At 65.3% G+C, this 15349-nt stretch carries 15 protein-coding genes; 9 read left to right on the top strand and 6 right to left on the bottom strand.

The genetic code is table 11. The features are described from left to right. Positions 1-9: 9 nt before the first annotated feature. Genes AO684_RS09810 through AO684_RS09830 form a run of 5 tightly spaced genes read right to left on the bottom strand, consistent with a single transcriptional unit; the run spans position 10 to position 5788 of the window. Complete coding sequence (locus AO684_RS09810) at positions 10-1275, bottom strand: amidohydrolase family protein (RefSeq protein ID WP_054302563.1); 1266 nt, start codon at positions 1273-1275, stop codon at positions 10-12. Beyond that, complete coding sequence (locus tag AO684_RS09815) at positions 1275-2222, bottom strand: ABC transporter permease (protein ID WP_054302564.1); 948 nt, start codon at positions 2220-2222, stop codon at positions 1275-1277. The genes AO684_RS09810 and AO684_RS09815 overlap by 1 nt, the downstream gene beginning before the upstream one ends. Next, positions 2219-3262: an ABC transporter permease gene (locus AO684_RS09820; RefSeq protein WP_054302565.1), complete on the bottom strand. Its 1044-nt coding sequence runs from the start codon at positions 3260-3262 to the stop codon at positions 2219-2221. Before AO684_RS09820 ends, AO684_RS09815 begins: the two co-directional genes overlap by 4 nt. Then, positions 3252-4778, bottom strand: coding sequence for an ABC transporter ATP-binding protein (locus AO684_RS09825; RefSeq protein WP_152968390.1), 1527 nt, complete (start codon positions 4776-4778; stop codon positions 3252-3254). The genes AO684_RS09820 and AO684_RS09825 overlap by 11 nt, the downstream gene beginning before the upstream one ends. Further along, entirely contained in the window at positions 4775-5788 is a 1014-nt protein-coding gene (locus AO684_RS09830) for a BMP family protein (RefSeq protein ID WP_054302566.1), read from the bottom strand. The genes AO684_RS09825 and AO684_RS09830 overlap by 4 nt, the downstream gene beginning before the upstream one ends. A gap of 383 nt (positions 5789-6171) precedes the next feature. Between AO684_RS09830 and AO684_RS09835 the strand changes: the two genes are divergently transcribed. The 6 genes from AO684_RS09835 (at position 6172) to phoB (ending at position 12314) form a co-directional block, all read left to right on the top strand. Next, positions 6172-7206, top strand: a complete 1035-nt coding sequence (locus AO684_RS09835) for a substrate-binding domain-containing protein (protein WP_054302567.1) — start codon at positions 6172-6174, stop codon at positions 7204-7206. Positions 7207-7267: 61 nt separating this feature from the next. Continuing rightward, on the top strand, positions 7268-8728 hold the full coding sequence (gene pstC, locus AO684_RS09840; RefSeq protein ID WP_054302568.1) for a phosphate ABC transporter permease subunit PstC: 1461 nt from the start codon (positions 7268-7270) through the stop codon (positions 8726-8728). Beyond that, positions 8725-10080, top strand: coding sequence for a phosphate ABC transporter permease PstA (gene pstA / locus AO684_RS09845; RefSeq protein ID WP_054302569.1), 1356 nt, complete (start codon positions 8725-8727; stop codon positions 10078-10080). The genes pstC and pstA overlap by 4 nt, the downstream gene beginning before the upstream one ends. A 12-nt stretch (positions 10081-10092) precedes the next feature. Next, on the top strand, positions 10093-10890 hold the full coding sequence (gene pstB, locus AO684_RS09850; protein WP_054302570.1) for a phosphate ABC transporter ATP-binding protein PstB: 798 nt from the start codon (positions 10093-10095) through the stop codon (positions 10888-10890). 11 nt (positions 10891-10901) lie between these two features. Continuing rightward, the gene (phoU, locus tag AO684_RS09855) at positions 10902-11618 is read left to right on the top strand and encodes a phosphate signaling complex protein PhoU (protein ID WP_054302571.1); all 717 of its coding nucleotides are present in this window, start codon (positions 10902-10904) and stop codon (positions 11616-11618) included. Positions 11619-11621: 3 nt separating this feature from the next. Beyond that, complete coding sequence (gene phoB / locus AO684_RS09860) at positions 11622-12314, top strand: phosphate regulon transcriptional regulator PhoB (protein ID WP_054302572.1); 693 nt, start codon at positions 11622-11624, stop codon at positions 12312-12314. Between the two features lie 4 nt (positions 12315-12318). On the opposite strand, the gene AO684_RS09865 is transcribed toward phoB, so the two are convergent. After that, on the bottom strand, positions 12319-12672 hold the full coding sequence (locus AO684_RS09865; RefSeq protein WP_054302573.1) for a DUF6404 family protein: 354 nt from the start codon (positions 12670-12672) through the stop codon (positions 12319-12321). Positions 12673-12797: 125 nt separating this feature from the next. On the opposite strand from AO684_RS09865, the gene AO684_RS09870 reads away from it, so the two are divergent. From AO684_RS09870 to AO684_RS22225, 3 genes are all read left to right on the top strand, one after another. After that, positions 12798-13592 (top strand): alpha/beta hydrolase, encoded by a 795-nt coding sequence (locus tag AO684_RS09870; protein WP_054302574.1) that lies wholly within the window; start codon positions 12798-12800, stop codon positions 13590-13592. Positions 13593-13670: 78 nt separating this feature from the next. Then, the gene (locus AO684_RS09875) at positions 13671-14633 is read left to right on the top strand and encodes an efflux RND transporter periplasmic adaptor subunit (protein WP_369814590.1); all 963 of its coding nucleotides are present in this window, start codon (positions 13671-13673) and stop codon (positions 14631-14633) included. After that, positions 14630-15348 (top strand): efflux RND transporter permease subunit (locus AO684_RS22225; RefSeq protein WP_235451256.1); only part of this gene is annotated, 719 nt, incomplete at its 3' end. The genes AO684_RS09875 and AO684_RS22225, both read left to right, overlap by 4 nt. Position 15349 lies beyond the last annotated feature (1 nt).

Genomic DNA, 15349 nt, shown 5'->3' on the forward strand with positions numbered 1-15349 from the left:
TCAGCCCCCTCAAAGCCTCCGGCGCACCGTCGCGGGGCGGCCCGGCAGGCCCAGTCGCGCGTCGTTGCGGGTCTGCTCGGACACGACCTTGCCTTTGGAGATGACGCAAAGCCGATCCGGGCGCAGGCGGAGTGCCTCGGTCGGGGTGGCGGCGTCCAGCACCACCAGCGAGGCTGTGCAGCCGGGGCGCAGGCCGTAGCCCTCCAACCCCATGATCGCCGCGTTATGTTCCGTGACCATAGTGAAGCAGCGCGCCATCTCGGCCGGGTGGGTCATCTGCGCGACATGCAGCCCCATGAAGGCCACATCCAGCATATCGGCGGTGCCGAGGCTATACCACGGGTCCAGCACGCAATCCTGTCCCCAGCCAACGGTGATGCCCATGGCCTGCATCTCTTTCACACGGGTCAGCCCGCGCCGCTTGGGGAAAGTGTCGTGCCGCCCTTGCAGGGTGATGTTGATCAGGGGGTTGGGAATCGCCGTCATCCCGCTTTCCGCGATCAGCGGCAGCAGCTTGGACACATAGTAATTGTCCATCGAATGCATCGAGGTCAGATGGCTGCCCGCCGCCCGCGCGCCCAGCCCGTGCCGTGTGACCTCGGCCGCCATGGTTTCCACATGGCGGCTATGAGGGTCGTCGGTCTCGTCGCAATGAATATCCAGCATCAGCCCGCGTTCGGCGGCGATGCGCGCCAGATCCCGCACGCTGTCGGCGCCGTTCTGCATGGTGCGTTCAAAATGCGGGATGCCGCCCACCACATCGCAACCCATATCAAGCGCGCGGACCAGATTCGCCCGCCCGTTCGGGGCGCGGTAAAGCCCGTCCTGCGGAAAGGCCACCAGTTGCAGGTCCAGATAGGGGGCGACGCGGCGCTTCACCTCCAGCATCGCCTCCACCCCGCGCAGATGGTCGGGCGTGGTATCGACATGGGTGCGGATCGCCAGAAGGCCCATGCTGACCGCCCAGTCGCAATAGCGCACGGCGCGATCAACCATTTCCTCGACGGTCGCAATCTCGCGCAACTCGCCCCAAAGGCTGATGCCTTCCAGCAGCGTGCCCGAGGCATTGACCCGTGGCAGCCCGTAGCTGAGCGTCGCATCCATGTGGAAATGCGGGTCCACGAAGGGCGGGCTGACCAGATCGCCGGTAGCGTCGATCACCCGCCCCGCCTCAGCCTCCAGCCTCCCAACGGCGGCGATGCGATCGCCGGTGATGCCGATATCGGCCACTGTCCCGTCAGGCAACATGCCGCCCTTGACCAGAATGTCGAACATCAGCGTTCCCCTTTACGATATGCCACCATCAGCGCGGCCGGCACCTCGGCCCGGCGCGACATCAGGATCAGCGCGAGGATGGACAGAAGGTAAGGCGCCATCAGAAACACCTGATAGGGCAAATGCGCGCCCAAGGGTGTCTGTTGCAGGCGGATTTGCAGCGCATCGAAGGCTGCGAACAACAGCGCGCCCAGCACCGCCTTGCCGGGCCTCCAGGCACCGAACACCACCAAAGCGATGCAGATCCAGCCGCGCCCGTTGACCATTTCAAAGAAGAAGGACGAAAAGGCCGACAGCGTCAGGAAACTGCCGCCCACGGCCATCAGGCCCGATCCCACGATGACCGCGCCCATGCGCAGCCCGGTGACGGAAAGCCCCTGCGCCTCGACCGCCGCGGGGTTTTCGCCCGCCGCGCGCACCGCAAGGCCCAGCGGCGTGCGGAACAGAACAAAGCCCACCAGCCCGGCGCAGATCAGCGCGGCCCAGGTCAGCGCGGTCTGCTGGAACAGCACCGGGCCAAGGAAAGGGATGTCGGACAGGACCGGCAGGTCCATGGGCGCGAAGGGAGTGATCTTGGGCGGGCTGGTCACCTCGGGCAGCGCCAGCCGATAGGCGAAATAGCTGGTAGAGGTCGCCAGCATCGTGACCCCCAGCCCCACGACATGCTGCGACAAGCCGAAAGGCACGGTCAGAGTGGCATGCAACAGGCCAAACAGCATCCCCGCCGCCATCGCCGCCGTCACCCCCAGCCACAGGGGCGCTCCCAGATAGACCGCCATCCAGCCTGCAAAGGCACCGATGACCATGATCCCTTCAATTCCAAGGTTCAGCACGCCCGCGCGTTCGCAGATCAGTTCGCCCATCGTGGCGAAGATGAGGGGCGAGGCGATGCGAATGGCGGCGGCCCAGAAGCTGACCGACAGCAGGATGTCGAAAAGATCGCTCATTTCCACACCACCCGATAGCGTGTCAGCATCAGCGCCAGCACCATGAACAACAGCGCCGTGGCCAGCAGCATGTCGGCAATATAAGTGGGCACGCCTGCGGCACGGCTCATGCTGTCGGACCCCACGAAAATCGCGGCGACGAACAGCGCCGAAAGCACCACGCCCAAGGGATGCAGCAGCGCCAGCATGGCGACGATGATGCCGGTATAGCCGAAGCCCGGCGACAGGTCGGAGGACAGATGCCCCTTCAGCCCCGCCACCTCGGACCAGCCTGCCAGTGCGGCAAGACCGCCGGACAGAAGGGCAGTCTTCACCAGAACCACATTCACCGGCATCCCGGCAAAACGCGCGGCCTCACGGTTCTGGCCAACGGCGCGAATCTCGAACCCCAGCGTCGTGCGGCTCTGGATCACCCAGACCACCACCGCCGCGATAAGCGCCAGTGCAAAGCCCCAGTGCAGCCGCAACCCGTCGACGATGCGGGGCAGCCGCGCCTCCTTGATCAGGGCCGGAGATTTGGGCCAGCCCATGCCCATCGGGTCTTTCATCGGGCCTTCCAGCAGGTAGCTGACGAACAGAAGCATGACGAAGTTCAGAAGCAGCGTCGTCACCACCTCATCCACGCCCAGCCGGGTTTTCAGCACGACCGGCCCCAGCAGCACCAGCGCGCCCGCCAGCATCGCGGCCAGTGCGGAAACCGGCAGCACCAGCGGCGCGCCCAGTGCCCCGGTGCCCAGCAGCACGGCGACGATGGCGCCCGCGTAAAGCTGCGCCTCGGCGCCGATGTTCCACAGCTTCGCGCGGAACGCGACGGCGACGGCAAGCCCGGTGAAGATCAGCGGCGTCGCGCGGTTCAGCGTCTCAAGGGCCGCGAATTTCGACCCGAAGGCGCCCTTGGCGATCAGACCCAGCGTCGCCAGCGGGTCAGCCCCCGCGATCAGCGCCAGAGCCATGGCGACCAGCAGGGTTGCGACCAGCGCCAGCGCGGGCAGGCCGATCTGGCGCGACAGCGGTGGCGCGGCGATGGGATCAAGCCGCATGGTCGAACCCCTGCCCGGCCATCCACAGCCCCAGCTCCGCCGCAGTCTTGCTGCCCCGCGCAAAACCGGGCGACAGCCGCCCCTCGGACATCACATGTATCAAATCGGCCAGTCCCATGATCTCGTCCAGATCCTCGGAAATCAGCAGAACCGCTGCACCACCGTCGCGCGCCGCGATCAGCCGCGATTGCACATAGGCGATGGCGCCGACATCAAGACCGCGCACCGGCTGGTTGGCCAGAATGATCTTCGGCCCCGGCTCCAGCACGCGGCCGAGGATCAGTTTCTGCATATTCCCCCCCGAAAGCAGCCGGATGCGCGCGGCAGGACCGGGGCAGCGCACGTCATAGGCGGCGATGATGCCTTCGGCAAAACGTTCCGCCGCGCGCCAGTCCATCAGCCCGGCCTTGCTGAAACCCGTTTGCCAGTAACCTTCCAGCACGGCGTTTTCGGTCAGGGTGAAATCGGCGATGGTCCCCGTTTTGTGGCGGTCTTCCGGGATGCGGGCGATGCCCTGACGGATCGCCTCGCGCGGGGACCAGCGGGCCAGCGGGCCATCCATCGTCACGCTGCCCGAGCCGGGCAGGATCAGCCCCGAAATCAGATCGGCCAGCGCCGCCTGCCCATTGCCCGATACGCCTGCCAGCCCCACGATCTCGCCCGCCCGCAGATCCAGCGTCACCCGCTTCAGCCCCGGCGCAGCCCCCTTGTCCGGCGTCGTCACCCCGTCCAGCCGCATCAGCACCTTGCCCGCGGTGGCAGGCCGCGCCTCGGGCAGCGCGATTTCGCCGCCTACCATCATCGCGGCCAGTTCGGCACCCGAGGTTTCTGCCGTCGCCACCTCTCCCACCACCTTGCCATGGCGCAAGACCACACAGCGGTCGGCAATGGCCATGACCTCATGCAGCTTGTGGCTGATGAACAGGATGGACAGACCCTGTGCGATGGCGCAGCGCAGCGTGGCGAACAGTGCCTCTGCCTCCTGCGGCGTCAGGACAGCGGTGGGTTCATCCAGGATCAGGATTCGCGCATTGCGGTACAGCGCCTTCAGGATCTCGACCCGCTGACGTTCGCCCACGGTCAGGCTGCCAACCCGCGCATCCGGGTGCACCGCCAGCCCGAAATCGCGGCTGAGCGCCTCAACCCGCGCCCGCGCTGTCGCACGCGAGGCACCACGCGAGAACAGGCTTTCGGTGCCAAGACGAATGTTGTCGAGCACGGTCAGATTGTCGGCCAGCGTGAAATGCTGATGCACCATGCCCACGCCCGCCGCCAGCGCGGCACGCGGATTGCCCGGCGGCAGCGGCTCGCCAAACACCTCCACCCGCCCGTCATCGGCCACATAATGCCCGAACAGGATGTTCATCAGCGTGGTCTTGCCCGCGCCGTTTTCGCCCAGCAGCGCCACAACCTCGCCCCGCCGCAGCGTGAGGCTGATCGCGTCATTCGCCGTCAACGCGCCAAAGCGCTTGGTGATGCGGTCCAGCCGCATCACCACATCGCGGGGATCGCTCACGACGATTTCGGCTCGTTGTCATCAATGGCCACGGTGAAGGAACCATCCTTGATCGCGGCTTCCTTCTCGGCCACCAGCTTCATCGCGGCCTCGGGCACCTTGCCTTCAAACGTGCCAAGCGGCGCCAGCGAACAGCCGCCCGCCTTCATGAAGCTGTAGACCCCGTAGTTATCGGCCTTGAAACTGCCCGCCCTGATCGCCTCCAGCGCGGCGTTCAGCGTGGGCTCGAAATGCCACAGCGCCGAGGCCACGACGGTCTCCGGGTAATCGGCCTGCGTGTCGATCACGTTGCCAATGGCCAGAACCCCTTTCTCTTTCGCCGCGTCCGACACGCCGAACCGTTCGGCATAAAGAAGGTCGGCGCCGCCGTCGATCATCGCAAAGGCGGTTTCCTTCGCCTTGGGCGGATCAAACCATGAGCCGATGAAACTGACCTGGAATTTTGCATCCGGCCGGGTTTCCTTCACCCCCCCCATGAAGGCGTTCATCAGGCGGTTCACCTCGGGGATGGGGAAGCCGCCGACCATGCCGATGCTGCCGGTCTGGGTCATCGCGCCGGCAATGATGCCCGACAGGTAAGAGGCGTCCTGAATATAGTTGTCGAACACGGCAAGGTTCGGCACCGCCTCGTCCGGCATGAAGCTGGAGCCGAGGAGGAATTTCACATCCGGGTATTCGGCGCAGACCTCACGCGCCTCGGCCTCGGCGCCGAATATCTCGCCCACGATCAGATTGACACCGCTTTCGCAATATTCGCGCATGACGCGCGGATAATCCGTGTTCGCCACGTTTTCGGTATAGGTGTAATCCACCCCGCCCGCCGCCTTGGCGGCCTCGGCAGCAATATGGATGCGACTGACCCATTGCTGCTCCACCGGCACCGTATAGATGCCCGCAATCTTGATCGTGTCCTGCGCGAAGGCGAGGCGCGGCAGTGCCAGCCCCATAGCCGCCGCCCCCGCGCCCAGCATCAGGCCGCGCCGGGTGGCACCGAACATTACCTTGGTCATGTGAAACTCCCTGGGTGATTTGTTTTGACCAAACGGTAAAGCCTTGTCGCGATTCGTCACAAGGCCCGTGACCGGCTGAGTCGCCATGCAGCCCGTTCGCTGGCGCCACCACAGCCGTTACCCAAAGAAAATGCACAAATTTTAGGCAGCAGCAGCATCCTTCCCGCCGATCCGGGCGTTTTCTCCGCAGATCCCCCGTGCCGGACCACACAGGGCGCAGCAGGCGACACCCGGGTTTTGCAGCAGAAAGCCCGCGGCACAGGTGCTTTCATAAAACTGTCACACAACTCTTACATAGCAGTCACACGGCTCCGCTACCCCCGGCCTCAAGGACGCGAGCGGCGTCCCGCAAGCGGTCCACGGGACCAACAAGGAGCCAGGACATGACCCTGATGAAACTCACCGCCTCCACCCTCGCCATTGCCGCCGTGTCGGCCACCGCCGCCATGGCCCGCGACAATATCCAGATCGCCGGTTCCTCGACCGTGCTGCCCTATGCCACCATCGTTGCCGAAGCCTTCGGCGAAAACTTCGACTTCCCGACCCCGGTCGTCGAAGGTGGCGGTTCGGGCGCTGGCCGCAAGAAACTGTGCGAAGGCGTGGGCGAAAACACCATCGACATCGCCAACTCCTCGTCGCGCATCAAGCAGTCGGACATCGACCTCTGCAAGACCAACGGCGTCGACGAAATCATGGAAGTCCGCATCGGCTATGACGGCATCGTCTTCGCCAGCGACATTGCGGGCCCGGACTTCGCCTTCACCCCGACCGACTGGTACAACGCGCTGGCCGCCGAAGTCGTGAAGGATGGCAAGCTGGTCCCGAACACCGCGAAAACCTGGGCTGACGTGAACGCCAGCTTCCCGGCGCAGGACATTCTGGCCTTCATCCCCGGCACCAAGCACGGCACCCGTGAAGTGTTTGACGTGAAGGTTCTGGAAGCAGGCTGCAAGGCTTCGGGCGCCGAAGAGGCCCTCGTGGCCGCCAAGGGCGAAGAGGACGGCAAGAAAGCCTGCCTCGCGCTGCGCACCGATGGTCTGTCGGTCGACATCGACGGCGACTACACCGAAACGCTGGCCCGCATCGCCGCCAACAAGAACGCCATCGGCGTGTTCGGCCTGTCGTTCTACCAGAACAACACCGACAAGCTGAAAGTGGCGACGATGGATGGCGTGGTTCCCTCGACCGAAACCATCGCCTCGGGCGACTACCCGGTGTCGCGTCCGCTGTTCTTCTATGTGAAGAAAGCCCATATCGGCGTGATCCCCGGCCTGAAGGAATATCTGGAGTTCTTCGTGTCGGACGACATGGCTGGCCCGGAAGGCCCGCTGGCAGCTTACGGCCTCGTGTCGGACCCGGAACTGGCGAAAACCCAGGAAGCGGTGGCCAACGAAACCCCGATGGGTCCGCTGAACTGATCTGACCCCAGGGGTGGCGCCGCTCCCGCGCCACCCCTTTCTCTTGCCAGGCGAAAGCGACATGAGCATCGGCCTTATTACCCTCATCGTACTGGGCCTCGCGGTCCTCGGGTTCATCCTCGGGCGGCAGCGGGCCCTTTCCGCCGTCGGAGGAGACCCTCGCACGCTGCATTCGCTGCCCGGCTATTATGGCTGGTCGGTTTTTCTGTTTACTGCGGTGCCCGCGCTTCTGCTGCTGGTCACCTGGGCCTTTGTGCAGCCCACCGCCCTGAATTCCCACGTCGCCGGGATGATCCCCGCGGCGGATGTGGCAAGCTATGGCAGCACGCAACTGGTGATGGCCGATGTCCGGCGCATCGCTGACGGGCTGGATGCGGTCGCGCGCAACGCGGGGCTGGACGAAACGGGCCTTGCCGCCCTGCGCGCCGATCTGACCGATATGCGCGGCCGTCTGGCAGAGGTTGGCGTGGCACTGGGCTCCAACGTCGCACCTTCGGTGCTGGAAGCCGCCAAGGAATACCGCAGCCTGTCGGGCACCCTGCGCCTTGGCATGGCTCTGGCCGTGCTGCTGGCGGCCCTTGCGGGGCTGGGCTTCGCGCTGTGGCGCATCGACCCGCGCCAGCGCGCCCGTAATCTGGTGGAACAGTTCACGCTGGTGCTGCTGGCGGGCTGTTCGCTGATCGCGGTTGCCACCACCTTCGGCATTGTGGCCTCGCTGGTTGTCGAAAGCGTTCATTTCTTCAAACTTTACGACTTCCGTGATTTCTTCTTCTCGCTTACCTGGAGCCCGCGCTTCGGTGGCGGGTCCGAGCTTGGGCTCTGGCCGCTGGTCTGGGGCACGCTTTACGTCTCGTTCATCGCGCTGCTGGTTTCGGTTCCGGTGGGGCTGATGGCCGCCATCTACCTGTCGGAATATGCCGGCAAGAAGGTGCGCGCCTTCGCCAAACCCGCCATCGAGATCCTCGCCGGCATTCCGACCATCGTCTACGGCCTGTTCGCCCTGATCACCGTCGGCCCCTTCCTGCGCGACTGGTTCGCACAGCCGATGGGGCTTGGTTCGTCCTCGTCCTCGGTGATGACGGCGGGTCTGGTCATGGGCATCATGCTGATCCCCTTCGTCTCGTCCCTGTCGGACGACATCATCAACGCCGTGCCGCAGTCGATGCGGGATGGCTCGTTCGGCCTTGGCGCCACCAGGTCGGAAACGGTGAAACAGGTGATACTGCCCGCCGCCCTGCCCGGCATCGTCGGCGCCATTCTGCTGGCCGCCAGCCGCGCCATCGGGGAAACCATGATCGTGGTCATGGGTGCCGGGGCCGCCGCCAAGCTGGACGTGAACCCCTTCGAGGCGATGACCACCGTGACGGTGAAGATCGTGAGCCAGCTGACAGGCGATACCGAATTCGCCAGCCCTGAAACGCTGGTGGCCTTCGCCCTTGGCCTGACCTTGTTCTGCTTCACCCTCGCGCTCAACGTTGTCGCGCTGGTGATCGTGCGGAAATACCGGGAGCAATACGAATGACCGACGCAACGTCGCAAACCGGCCGGTCCGGCGCACAGCCGCGCAAGTCGCTGCATGTGACCGACGCCCGCACCCGCCGCCGCAATGCCGCCGAAGCGCGCTTCCGCTTCTACGGCGCGGCCGCCATCGCGGTGTCGATCCTCGCGCTGGTCATCCTGCTGACCTCGGTGCTGGGCAACGGCCTTGGCGCCTTCCGCCAGACCTTCATCACCATGCCGGTGGCGCTGGATGCGACTGTGCTGGACAAATCCGGCACCGGCGACATCGAGGTGATGAAGAAGGTCACCACCATCGGCTATGCCAAGGTGATCGAAAAAGCCCTGGCCACCGCGCTGGCCGAAAAGGGCATTGCCACCGACGGGCTGACGGCCAAGCAGATTTCCGGCCTGCTGTCGCAGGAGGCCGCCGCCAACCTGCGCAATCAGGTGCTGGCCGATCCCGCGCTGGTCGGACAGACGGTAGGTGTGAAACTGCTGGCGAATGGCCGCGTGGACGGGTTCTTCAAGGGCCGCGTCACCATGGACAGCGCCAAACTGGACAGCAACATTTCGCCCGAGCAGCTTGAACTGGCGCTGAAGATGCGCGAGGCCGGGCTGATGAGCCTGTCCTTCAACCCCGGCTTCCTGTTCGGCGGCGATGCCTCCGAACTGCGCCCCGAGGCGGCGGGCCTTGGCGTCGCGATCCTCGGCTCGGCCTACATGATGCTGATCGTGCTGGTGCTGGCCCTGCCCATCGGCGTTGCCGCCTCGATCTATCTTGAGGAATTTGCACCGAAGAACAAATGGACCGACCTGATCGAGGTGAACATCTCGAACCTTGCCGCGGTGCCGTCGATCGTCTTCGGTATCCTGGGTCTCGCCATCTTCATCAACTTCATGGGGCTGCCGCAATCGGCGCCCATTGTCGGCGGCCTAGTGCTGACGCTGATGACGCTGCCGACCATCATCATCGCCACCCGCGCGGCACTGAAGGCGGTGCCACCCTCGATCCGCGATGCGGCGCTGGGGGTCGGGGCCTCTAAGATGCAGGCGATCACCCACCACGTCCTGCCGCTGGCCATGCCCGGCATCCTGACCGGCACCATCATCGGTCTGGCGCAGGCGCTGGGGGAAACCGCGCCGCTGCTGCTGATCGGCATGGTTGCCTTCGTGCGCGAATTCCCGGATGCGCCGCCGGAAGGTTTCTTCGATCCGGCTTCCGCCCTGCCCGTGCAGGTCTACAACTTCACCCAGCGCGCCGATCCGGCCTTCGTGGAACGCGCCTCCGGTGCCATCATCGTGCTGCTGGTTTTCCTTCTTCTGATGAACGCGGTCGCCATCCTGCTGCGCCGCCGTTTCGAACGCCGCTGGTAAGGGGCTGAACAAATGAACGATATGCGTATTGCCGACAGAACCGTGTCCTCCGACACCGCCAAGATGACCGCGCGGGGCGTGCAGGTCTATTATGGCGAGAACCACGCGCTGAAGGATGTCGACATCGACATCCTCGGCGGCACCGTCACCGCCTTCATCGGCCCCTCGGGCTGCGGCAAGTCGACCTTCCTGCGCTGTCTGAACCGGATGAACGACACCGTGTCCATCGCCCGCGTGCTGGGCGAGATCAAGCTGGACGGCGAGGATATCTACGACAAATCCGTCGATCCGGTCACCCTGCGCGCCCGCGTCGGCATGGTGTTCCAGAAGCCGAACCCCTTCCCCAAGTCGATCTATGACAACGTGGCCTATGGACCCAAGATCCACGGACTGACCAAATCCAAGGCCGAGCTGGATCAGGTGGTGGAAACCTCGCTGAAGAAGGCGGCACTGTGGAACGAGGTGAAGGACCGCCTGCATGCCCCCGGCACCGGCCTCTCCGGCGGCCAGCAACAGCGCCTGTGCATCGCGCGCGCCATCGCCACCTCGCCCGAGGTGCTCTTGATGGATGAACCCTGTTCCGCGCTGGACCCCATCGCCACCGCCCAGGTCGAGGAGCTGATCGACGAACTGCGCAGCCAGTTCTCGGTCGTCATCGTCACCCACTCGATGCAGCAGGCCGCCCGTGTCAGCCAGCGCACGGCCTTCTTCCACCTCGGACATCTGGTGGAATACGGCGAGACGGGCCAGATCTTCACCAACCCGCAAGACCCGCGGACCGAATCCTACATCACCGGCCGGATCGGCTGACGGAGCGCGCCATGAACACCGAAAAACATATCGTTTCGTCCTTCGACCGTGATCTTGAAGGCGTGCAGGCCATGGTCATGAAGATGGGCGGGCTGGTGGAAGCCGCGATGCTGGACGCGGCCGAAGCGCTGGACACCCGCGACATCGAACTGGCCGCCCGCGTGCGCCGGGGCGACAAAGTGATCGACGAACTGGAAGAGCGTATCCACGAGGAATGCGCGCGGCTGATCGCCCTGCGCTCGCCCACCGCATCGGACCTGCGCACCGTGCTGACGGTCATGCGCATCGCGGCCAACCTCGAACGCTGCGGCGACTATGCCAAGAACCTCGCCAAGCGCGTGCCGGTGCTGAATGAAATGGCCATCGTCGCCGGGGCGACCGGCTCGATCCGGCGGATGACCAGGACCGTGGTTCTGCTGCTGAAGGATGCGCTGGACGCCTATATCATGCGTGACGCCCATATGGCGCAGGATGTGCGGCTGCGCGATCAGGAAGTGGACCAGATGTACAATGCCATCTTCCGCGAGTTCCTGACGCATATGCTGGAAGACACCCGCAACATCACGGCCTGCATGCACCTGCATTTCATCGCCAAGAACATCGAGCGTGTGGGCGACCATGCCACCGGCATCGCGGAACAGGTGATCTATCTGGTGACCGGCGCAATGCCCGATGACGAGCGTCCCAAGGACAGCGCGATCCCCGCCATCGGAACCGAGGCAGGCTGAGCCATGGCAGGACAGGATCAGCCCGCCGTTCTTCTGGTCGAGGACGAACCCGCGCAGCGCGAGGTTCTGGCCTATAACCTTGAAGCAGAAGGCTTTCGCGTGGTGCAGGCCGCCGATGGCGAAGAGGCGATGATGCTGGTGGACGAGGCGCAGCCCGACATCATCATTCTCGACTGGATGATGCCCAACCTTTCGGGGATCGAGGTCTGCCGCCGTCTGAAGATCCGACCGGAAACCCGGTCGATCCCGATCATCCTGCTTTCGGCCCGCGCCGAAGAGGTGGATCGCGTGCGCGGACTGGAAACCGGCGCCGACGATTACGTCATCAAACCCTATTCGGTGCTGGAGCTGATGGCGCGGGCACGGGCGCAGCTGCGCCGCGTCCGCCCCTCCACCGCCGGGGTGGTGCTGGAATATGATGACATCCGGCTGGACCCTGAAACCCACCGGGTCTATCGCGGCGAGAAGGTGCTGAAGCTCGGCCCGACCGAGTTCCGCCTCCTGACCACCTTCATGGAAAAGCCCGGCCGGGTCTGGAGCCGTGAGGCGCTGCTGGACCGGGTCTGGGGCCGCGACATCTATGTCGACACGCGGACGGTGGATGTGCATATCGGCCGGCTGCGCAAGTCGTTGTGTCAGTTCGGCGGCGACGACCCGCTGCGCACGGTGCGCGGCGCGGGCTACGCGCTGGGATAAGCGGTCAGAGGTCTTCCCAGCGGCTGAGTTCCTTGCGGCCGCGGGTGAAGGCGGTAAACCCGGCCATCGCGGTGCCGAACAACAGCGCGGCGATAAACGCGAGCGCCAGTTGCTCACCCGGCACCCTGCCGTGCGGGCCCCAAGTGGCGAAGTGCATCGAAAGGCCCCAAAGCACACCAAAGGGCAGGCTGAAGACAAGCAGGTTCTGCCTGAAGGTCGCATAAAGCAGCAGGCGAACCTGCCAGCCCAGCCGCTGCGCCAGATGCCACGCCAACGGAAACACCCAGAACCGCGGGATGCCCGCGCGTTCTGCTTCGGCCAGCGCGGCCGCCAGCTTGCGGCTATCATCGTCCGCCATGATCGCTCCGTTTCAGGTGCTGGTACCCTGCGCTGATCCGCGCGTCCCGGCAAGTCCTCCCAGAAAAGGCTTGGCGCGGCGCGGCTTTACCGGCACAGAGGAGGGGACAGGCAGAGGAACGAACCATGACCGATCCAGACCGCGCCTATGCGAATGGGGCCTTCATTGCAGGGGCAGATGCCTTCCCGCCCCGGTGGGAGGCTGCCGCCAGCAACTTCCGCGCGGCACTGGGCGCGCGTGCGGAATGTGGCCTGACCTATGGCCCTGCCCCGCGCCAGCAGTTCGACCTGTTCCTGCCCGAGACCGCACCGCGCGGCATTCTGGTCTTTGTCCATGGTGGCTACTGGATGGCTTTTGGCCGCGAAAGCTGGTCGCATCTGGCGGCGGGTGCGCTGGCTCGCGGCTGGGCCTGCGCCATGCCCTCTTACACGCTCGCCCCCGAGGCGCGGATTTCCTCCATGACGCAAGAGGTGGCCAGCGCCTGCACCGCCATCGCCGCGCGGCTGCCTGGCCTGCCGATGGTGGTGACCGGGCATTCCGCCGGAGGGCATCTGTCAGCCCGCATGGGCTGCGCCGACATTGCTCTGCCCGGGCTTGTGCGCGTCGTGCCGATCTCGCCCCTGGCCGATCTTGCGCCGCTGCTGGCGACCACGATGAACCAAACCCTGCATCTGGATGCGGCAGAGGCGCAGGCCGAAAGCCCGGCCTTCCTGCCCCGTCGTGCCGGGGTCGGGGCGCATGTCTGGGTCGGGGCGCAGGAACGCCCTGCCTTCCTGTGGCAGGCACGCGTTCTGTCGGAGGAATGGAATTGTCCCTGGACGGCCGATCCGGGCCGCCACCACTTTGACGTGATCGACGCGCTGGCCGATCCCGCCTCTGCGCTTTGCGCGGCCTGCATGGACGAGGTTCCGGCCCGCTAAATTTCGGCACAAGGCAGTTGTAATCGGAGCCGGCTTGTTATATTCATTTTTATGAATGTGAAATCCGAGGCTCCAATGCTGCTGCGCTCTTTCCTGCTCGCCACGCTTCTGGCCAGCCCCCTCGCCGCCACCGCCCAACCGCTTGTCCCGGTTGAGGTCACCGAATGGAAACCCGTCTATGGCCGGATCGAGGCCAAGGACCGCCTGCCCGCCCGCGCCCGCATCGGTGGCACGCTGGTCGAACTGACCGTGACCGAGGGCGATCTGGTCGAGGCCGGTCAGCCGCTGGGCCGCATCGTCGATGACAAGCTGAACTTCCAGCTTGCCGCCGTGCAGGCGCAGATCGAGGCGCTGAACGCCCAGCTTTCCAACGCCCAAACCGAATTGCAGCGCGGCGAGGATCTGCTGAAGCGCGGTGTCACCACCGCGCAACGGCTGGATGCGCTGCGTACGCAGGTCGATGTGGTGAAGGGCCAGATTGATGCGCAGACAGCGCAGGCCCGCGTGCTGCAACAACAGCAGGCCGAAGGCACCGTAACCGCCCCGGTGGCGGGGCGCGTGCTGTCGGTGCCGCAGGCGGCGGGGGCCGTGGTCATGCCGGGCGAGGCAGTGGCCACCATCGGCGGCGGCGGGTTCTTCCTGCGCATCGCCGTGCCAGAGCGCCATGCAGCACATCTCGAACAGGGCGCCGCCATCACCATCGAAACACCCGCAGGCGAATCGCAGGGCACGCTGGCCCGCATCTATCCGCTGATCGAGAATGGCCGTGTGGTGGCCGATGTCGAGGTCGCGGGCCTGCCGGACAGCTTTGTCGACGCCCGTGTCGTGGTGCGCCTGCCGGTGGGCAAGCGCATGGCGCTTCTGGTGCCTGCCGATGCCATCGCCACCAGATCGGGCCTTGATTTCGTGACGGTGAAAACCGCCGAAGGCACCGAGGACCGCACGGTCGTTCCCGGCCAGCATCACCGGATCGACGGCACCGAGATGATCGAGATTCTCTCGGGCCTGCATGAGGGCGACGAGATCGGAGCCGCGGAATGAGCCAGAAACTCGGGATTGCCGGGGGCCTCACGCGGGCCTTCATCGGCTCGGCGCTGACGCCGCTGTTCATCCTTGCCGCGTTGGCGGTGGGGCTTGTCGCGCTCATCTCGCTGCCGCGCGAGGAAGAGCCACAGATTTCGGTGCCGATGATCGACATTCTGGTCACCGCGCAGGGCCTGAAGGCCGAGGACGGGGTGAAGCTGGTCACCGAACCGCTGGAAACCATCGTAAAGGGCATCAACGGGGTCGAACACGTCTATTCGCAGACCCGCGACGATGGCGCCATGGTGACGGCGCGGTTCCTGACCGGCACGCCGTCGGATTCCGCCATCCTGCGCGTGCATGAAAAGCTGCGCGCCAACATGGATCGCATCCCGGTCGGCATCCCCGAACCGCTGGTGGTGGGGCGCGGCATTGATGATGTGGCCATCGTGTCGCTGACGCTCTCGCCCAAACCGGGCGCCGATATGACCCCCGCCGACCTGACCCGCATCGCGCGCGAACTGCGCTCCGAGGTCGCCAAGACCGAGGACGTGGGCCTGACCTACCTTGTGGGCGAGGCGACCGAGGCCATCCGTATCGCCCCCGATCCCGAACGGCTTGCGCTGTATGGCGTGACGCTGCAACAGCTTGTCGGCAAGGTGCAGCAGGCGAACCGGGCCATGAACACCGGCAAGCTGCGCGATCAGGGGCAGGAGATCGACCTTGTGGCGGGN

Origin of the sequence: Gemmobacter sp. LW-1 (assembly GCF_001303875.1) — a bacterium.
Lineage (GTDB): Bacteria > Pseudomonadota > Alphaproteobacteria > Rhodobacterales > Rhodobacteraceae > Gemmobacter > Gemmobacter caeni.

Bases quoted from the DNA above. Each gene is read 5' to 3' on its own strand.
- AO684_RS09810 (WP_054302563.1), bottom strand. From the start codon at position 1,275: ATGTTCGACATTCTGGTCAAGGGCGGCATGTTGCCTGACGGGACAGTG.
- phoU (WP_054302571.1), top strand. From the start codon at position 10,902: ATGAACACCGAAAAACATATCGTTTCGTCCTTCGACCGTGATCTTGAA.
- phoB (WP_054302572.1), top strand. From the start codon at position 11,622: ATGGCAGGACAGGATCAGCCCGCCGTTCTTCTGGTCGAGGACGAACCC.
- AO684_RS09830 (WP_054302566.1), bottom strand. From the start codon at position 5,788: ATGACCAAGGTAATGTTCGGTGCCACCCGGCGCGGCCTGATGCTGGGC.
- pstB (WP_054302570.1), top strand. From the start codon at position 10,093: ATGAACGATATGCGTATTGCCGACAGAACCGTGTCCTCCGACACCGCC.
- AO684_RS09865 (WP_054302573.1), bottom strand. From the start codon at position 12,672: ATGGCGGACGATGATAGCCGCAAGCTGGCGGCCGCGCTGGCCGAAGCA.
- AO684_RS09820 (WP_054302565.1), bottom strand. From the start codon at position 3,262: ATGCGGCTTGATCCCATCGCCGCGCCACCGCTGTCGCGCCAGATCGGC.
- pstC (WP_054302568.1), top strand. From the start codon at position 7,268: ATGAGCATCGGCCTTATTACCCTCATCGTACTGGGCCTCGCGGTCCTC.
- pstA (WP_054302569.1), top strand. From the start codon at position 8,725: ATGACCGACGCAACGTCGCAAACCGGCCGGTCCGGCGCACAGCCGCGC.
- AO684_RS09835 (WP_054302567.1), top strand. From the start codon at position 6,172: ATGACCCTGATGAAACTCACCGCCTCCACCCTCGCCATTGCCGCCGTG.
- AO684_RS09815 (WP_054302564.1), bottom strand. From the start codon at position 2,222: ATGAGCGATCTTTTCGACATCCTGCTGTCGGTCAGCTTCTGGGCCGCC.
- AO684_RS09870 (WP_054302574.1), top strand. From the start codon at position 12,798: ATGACCGATCCAGACCGCGCCTATGCGAATGGGGCCTTCATTGCAGGG.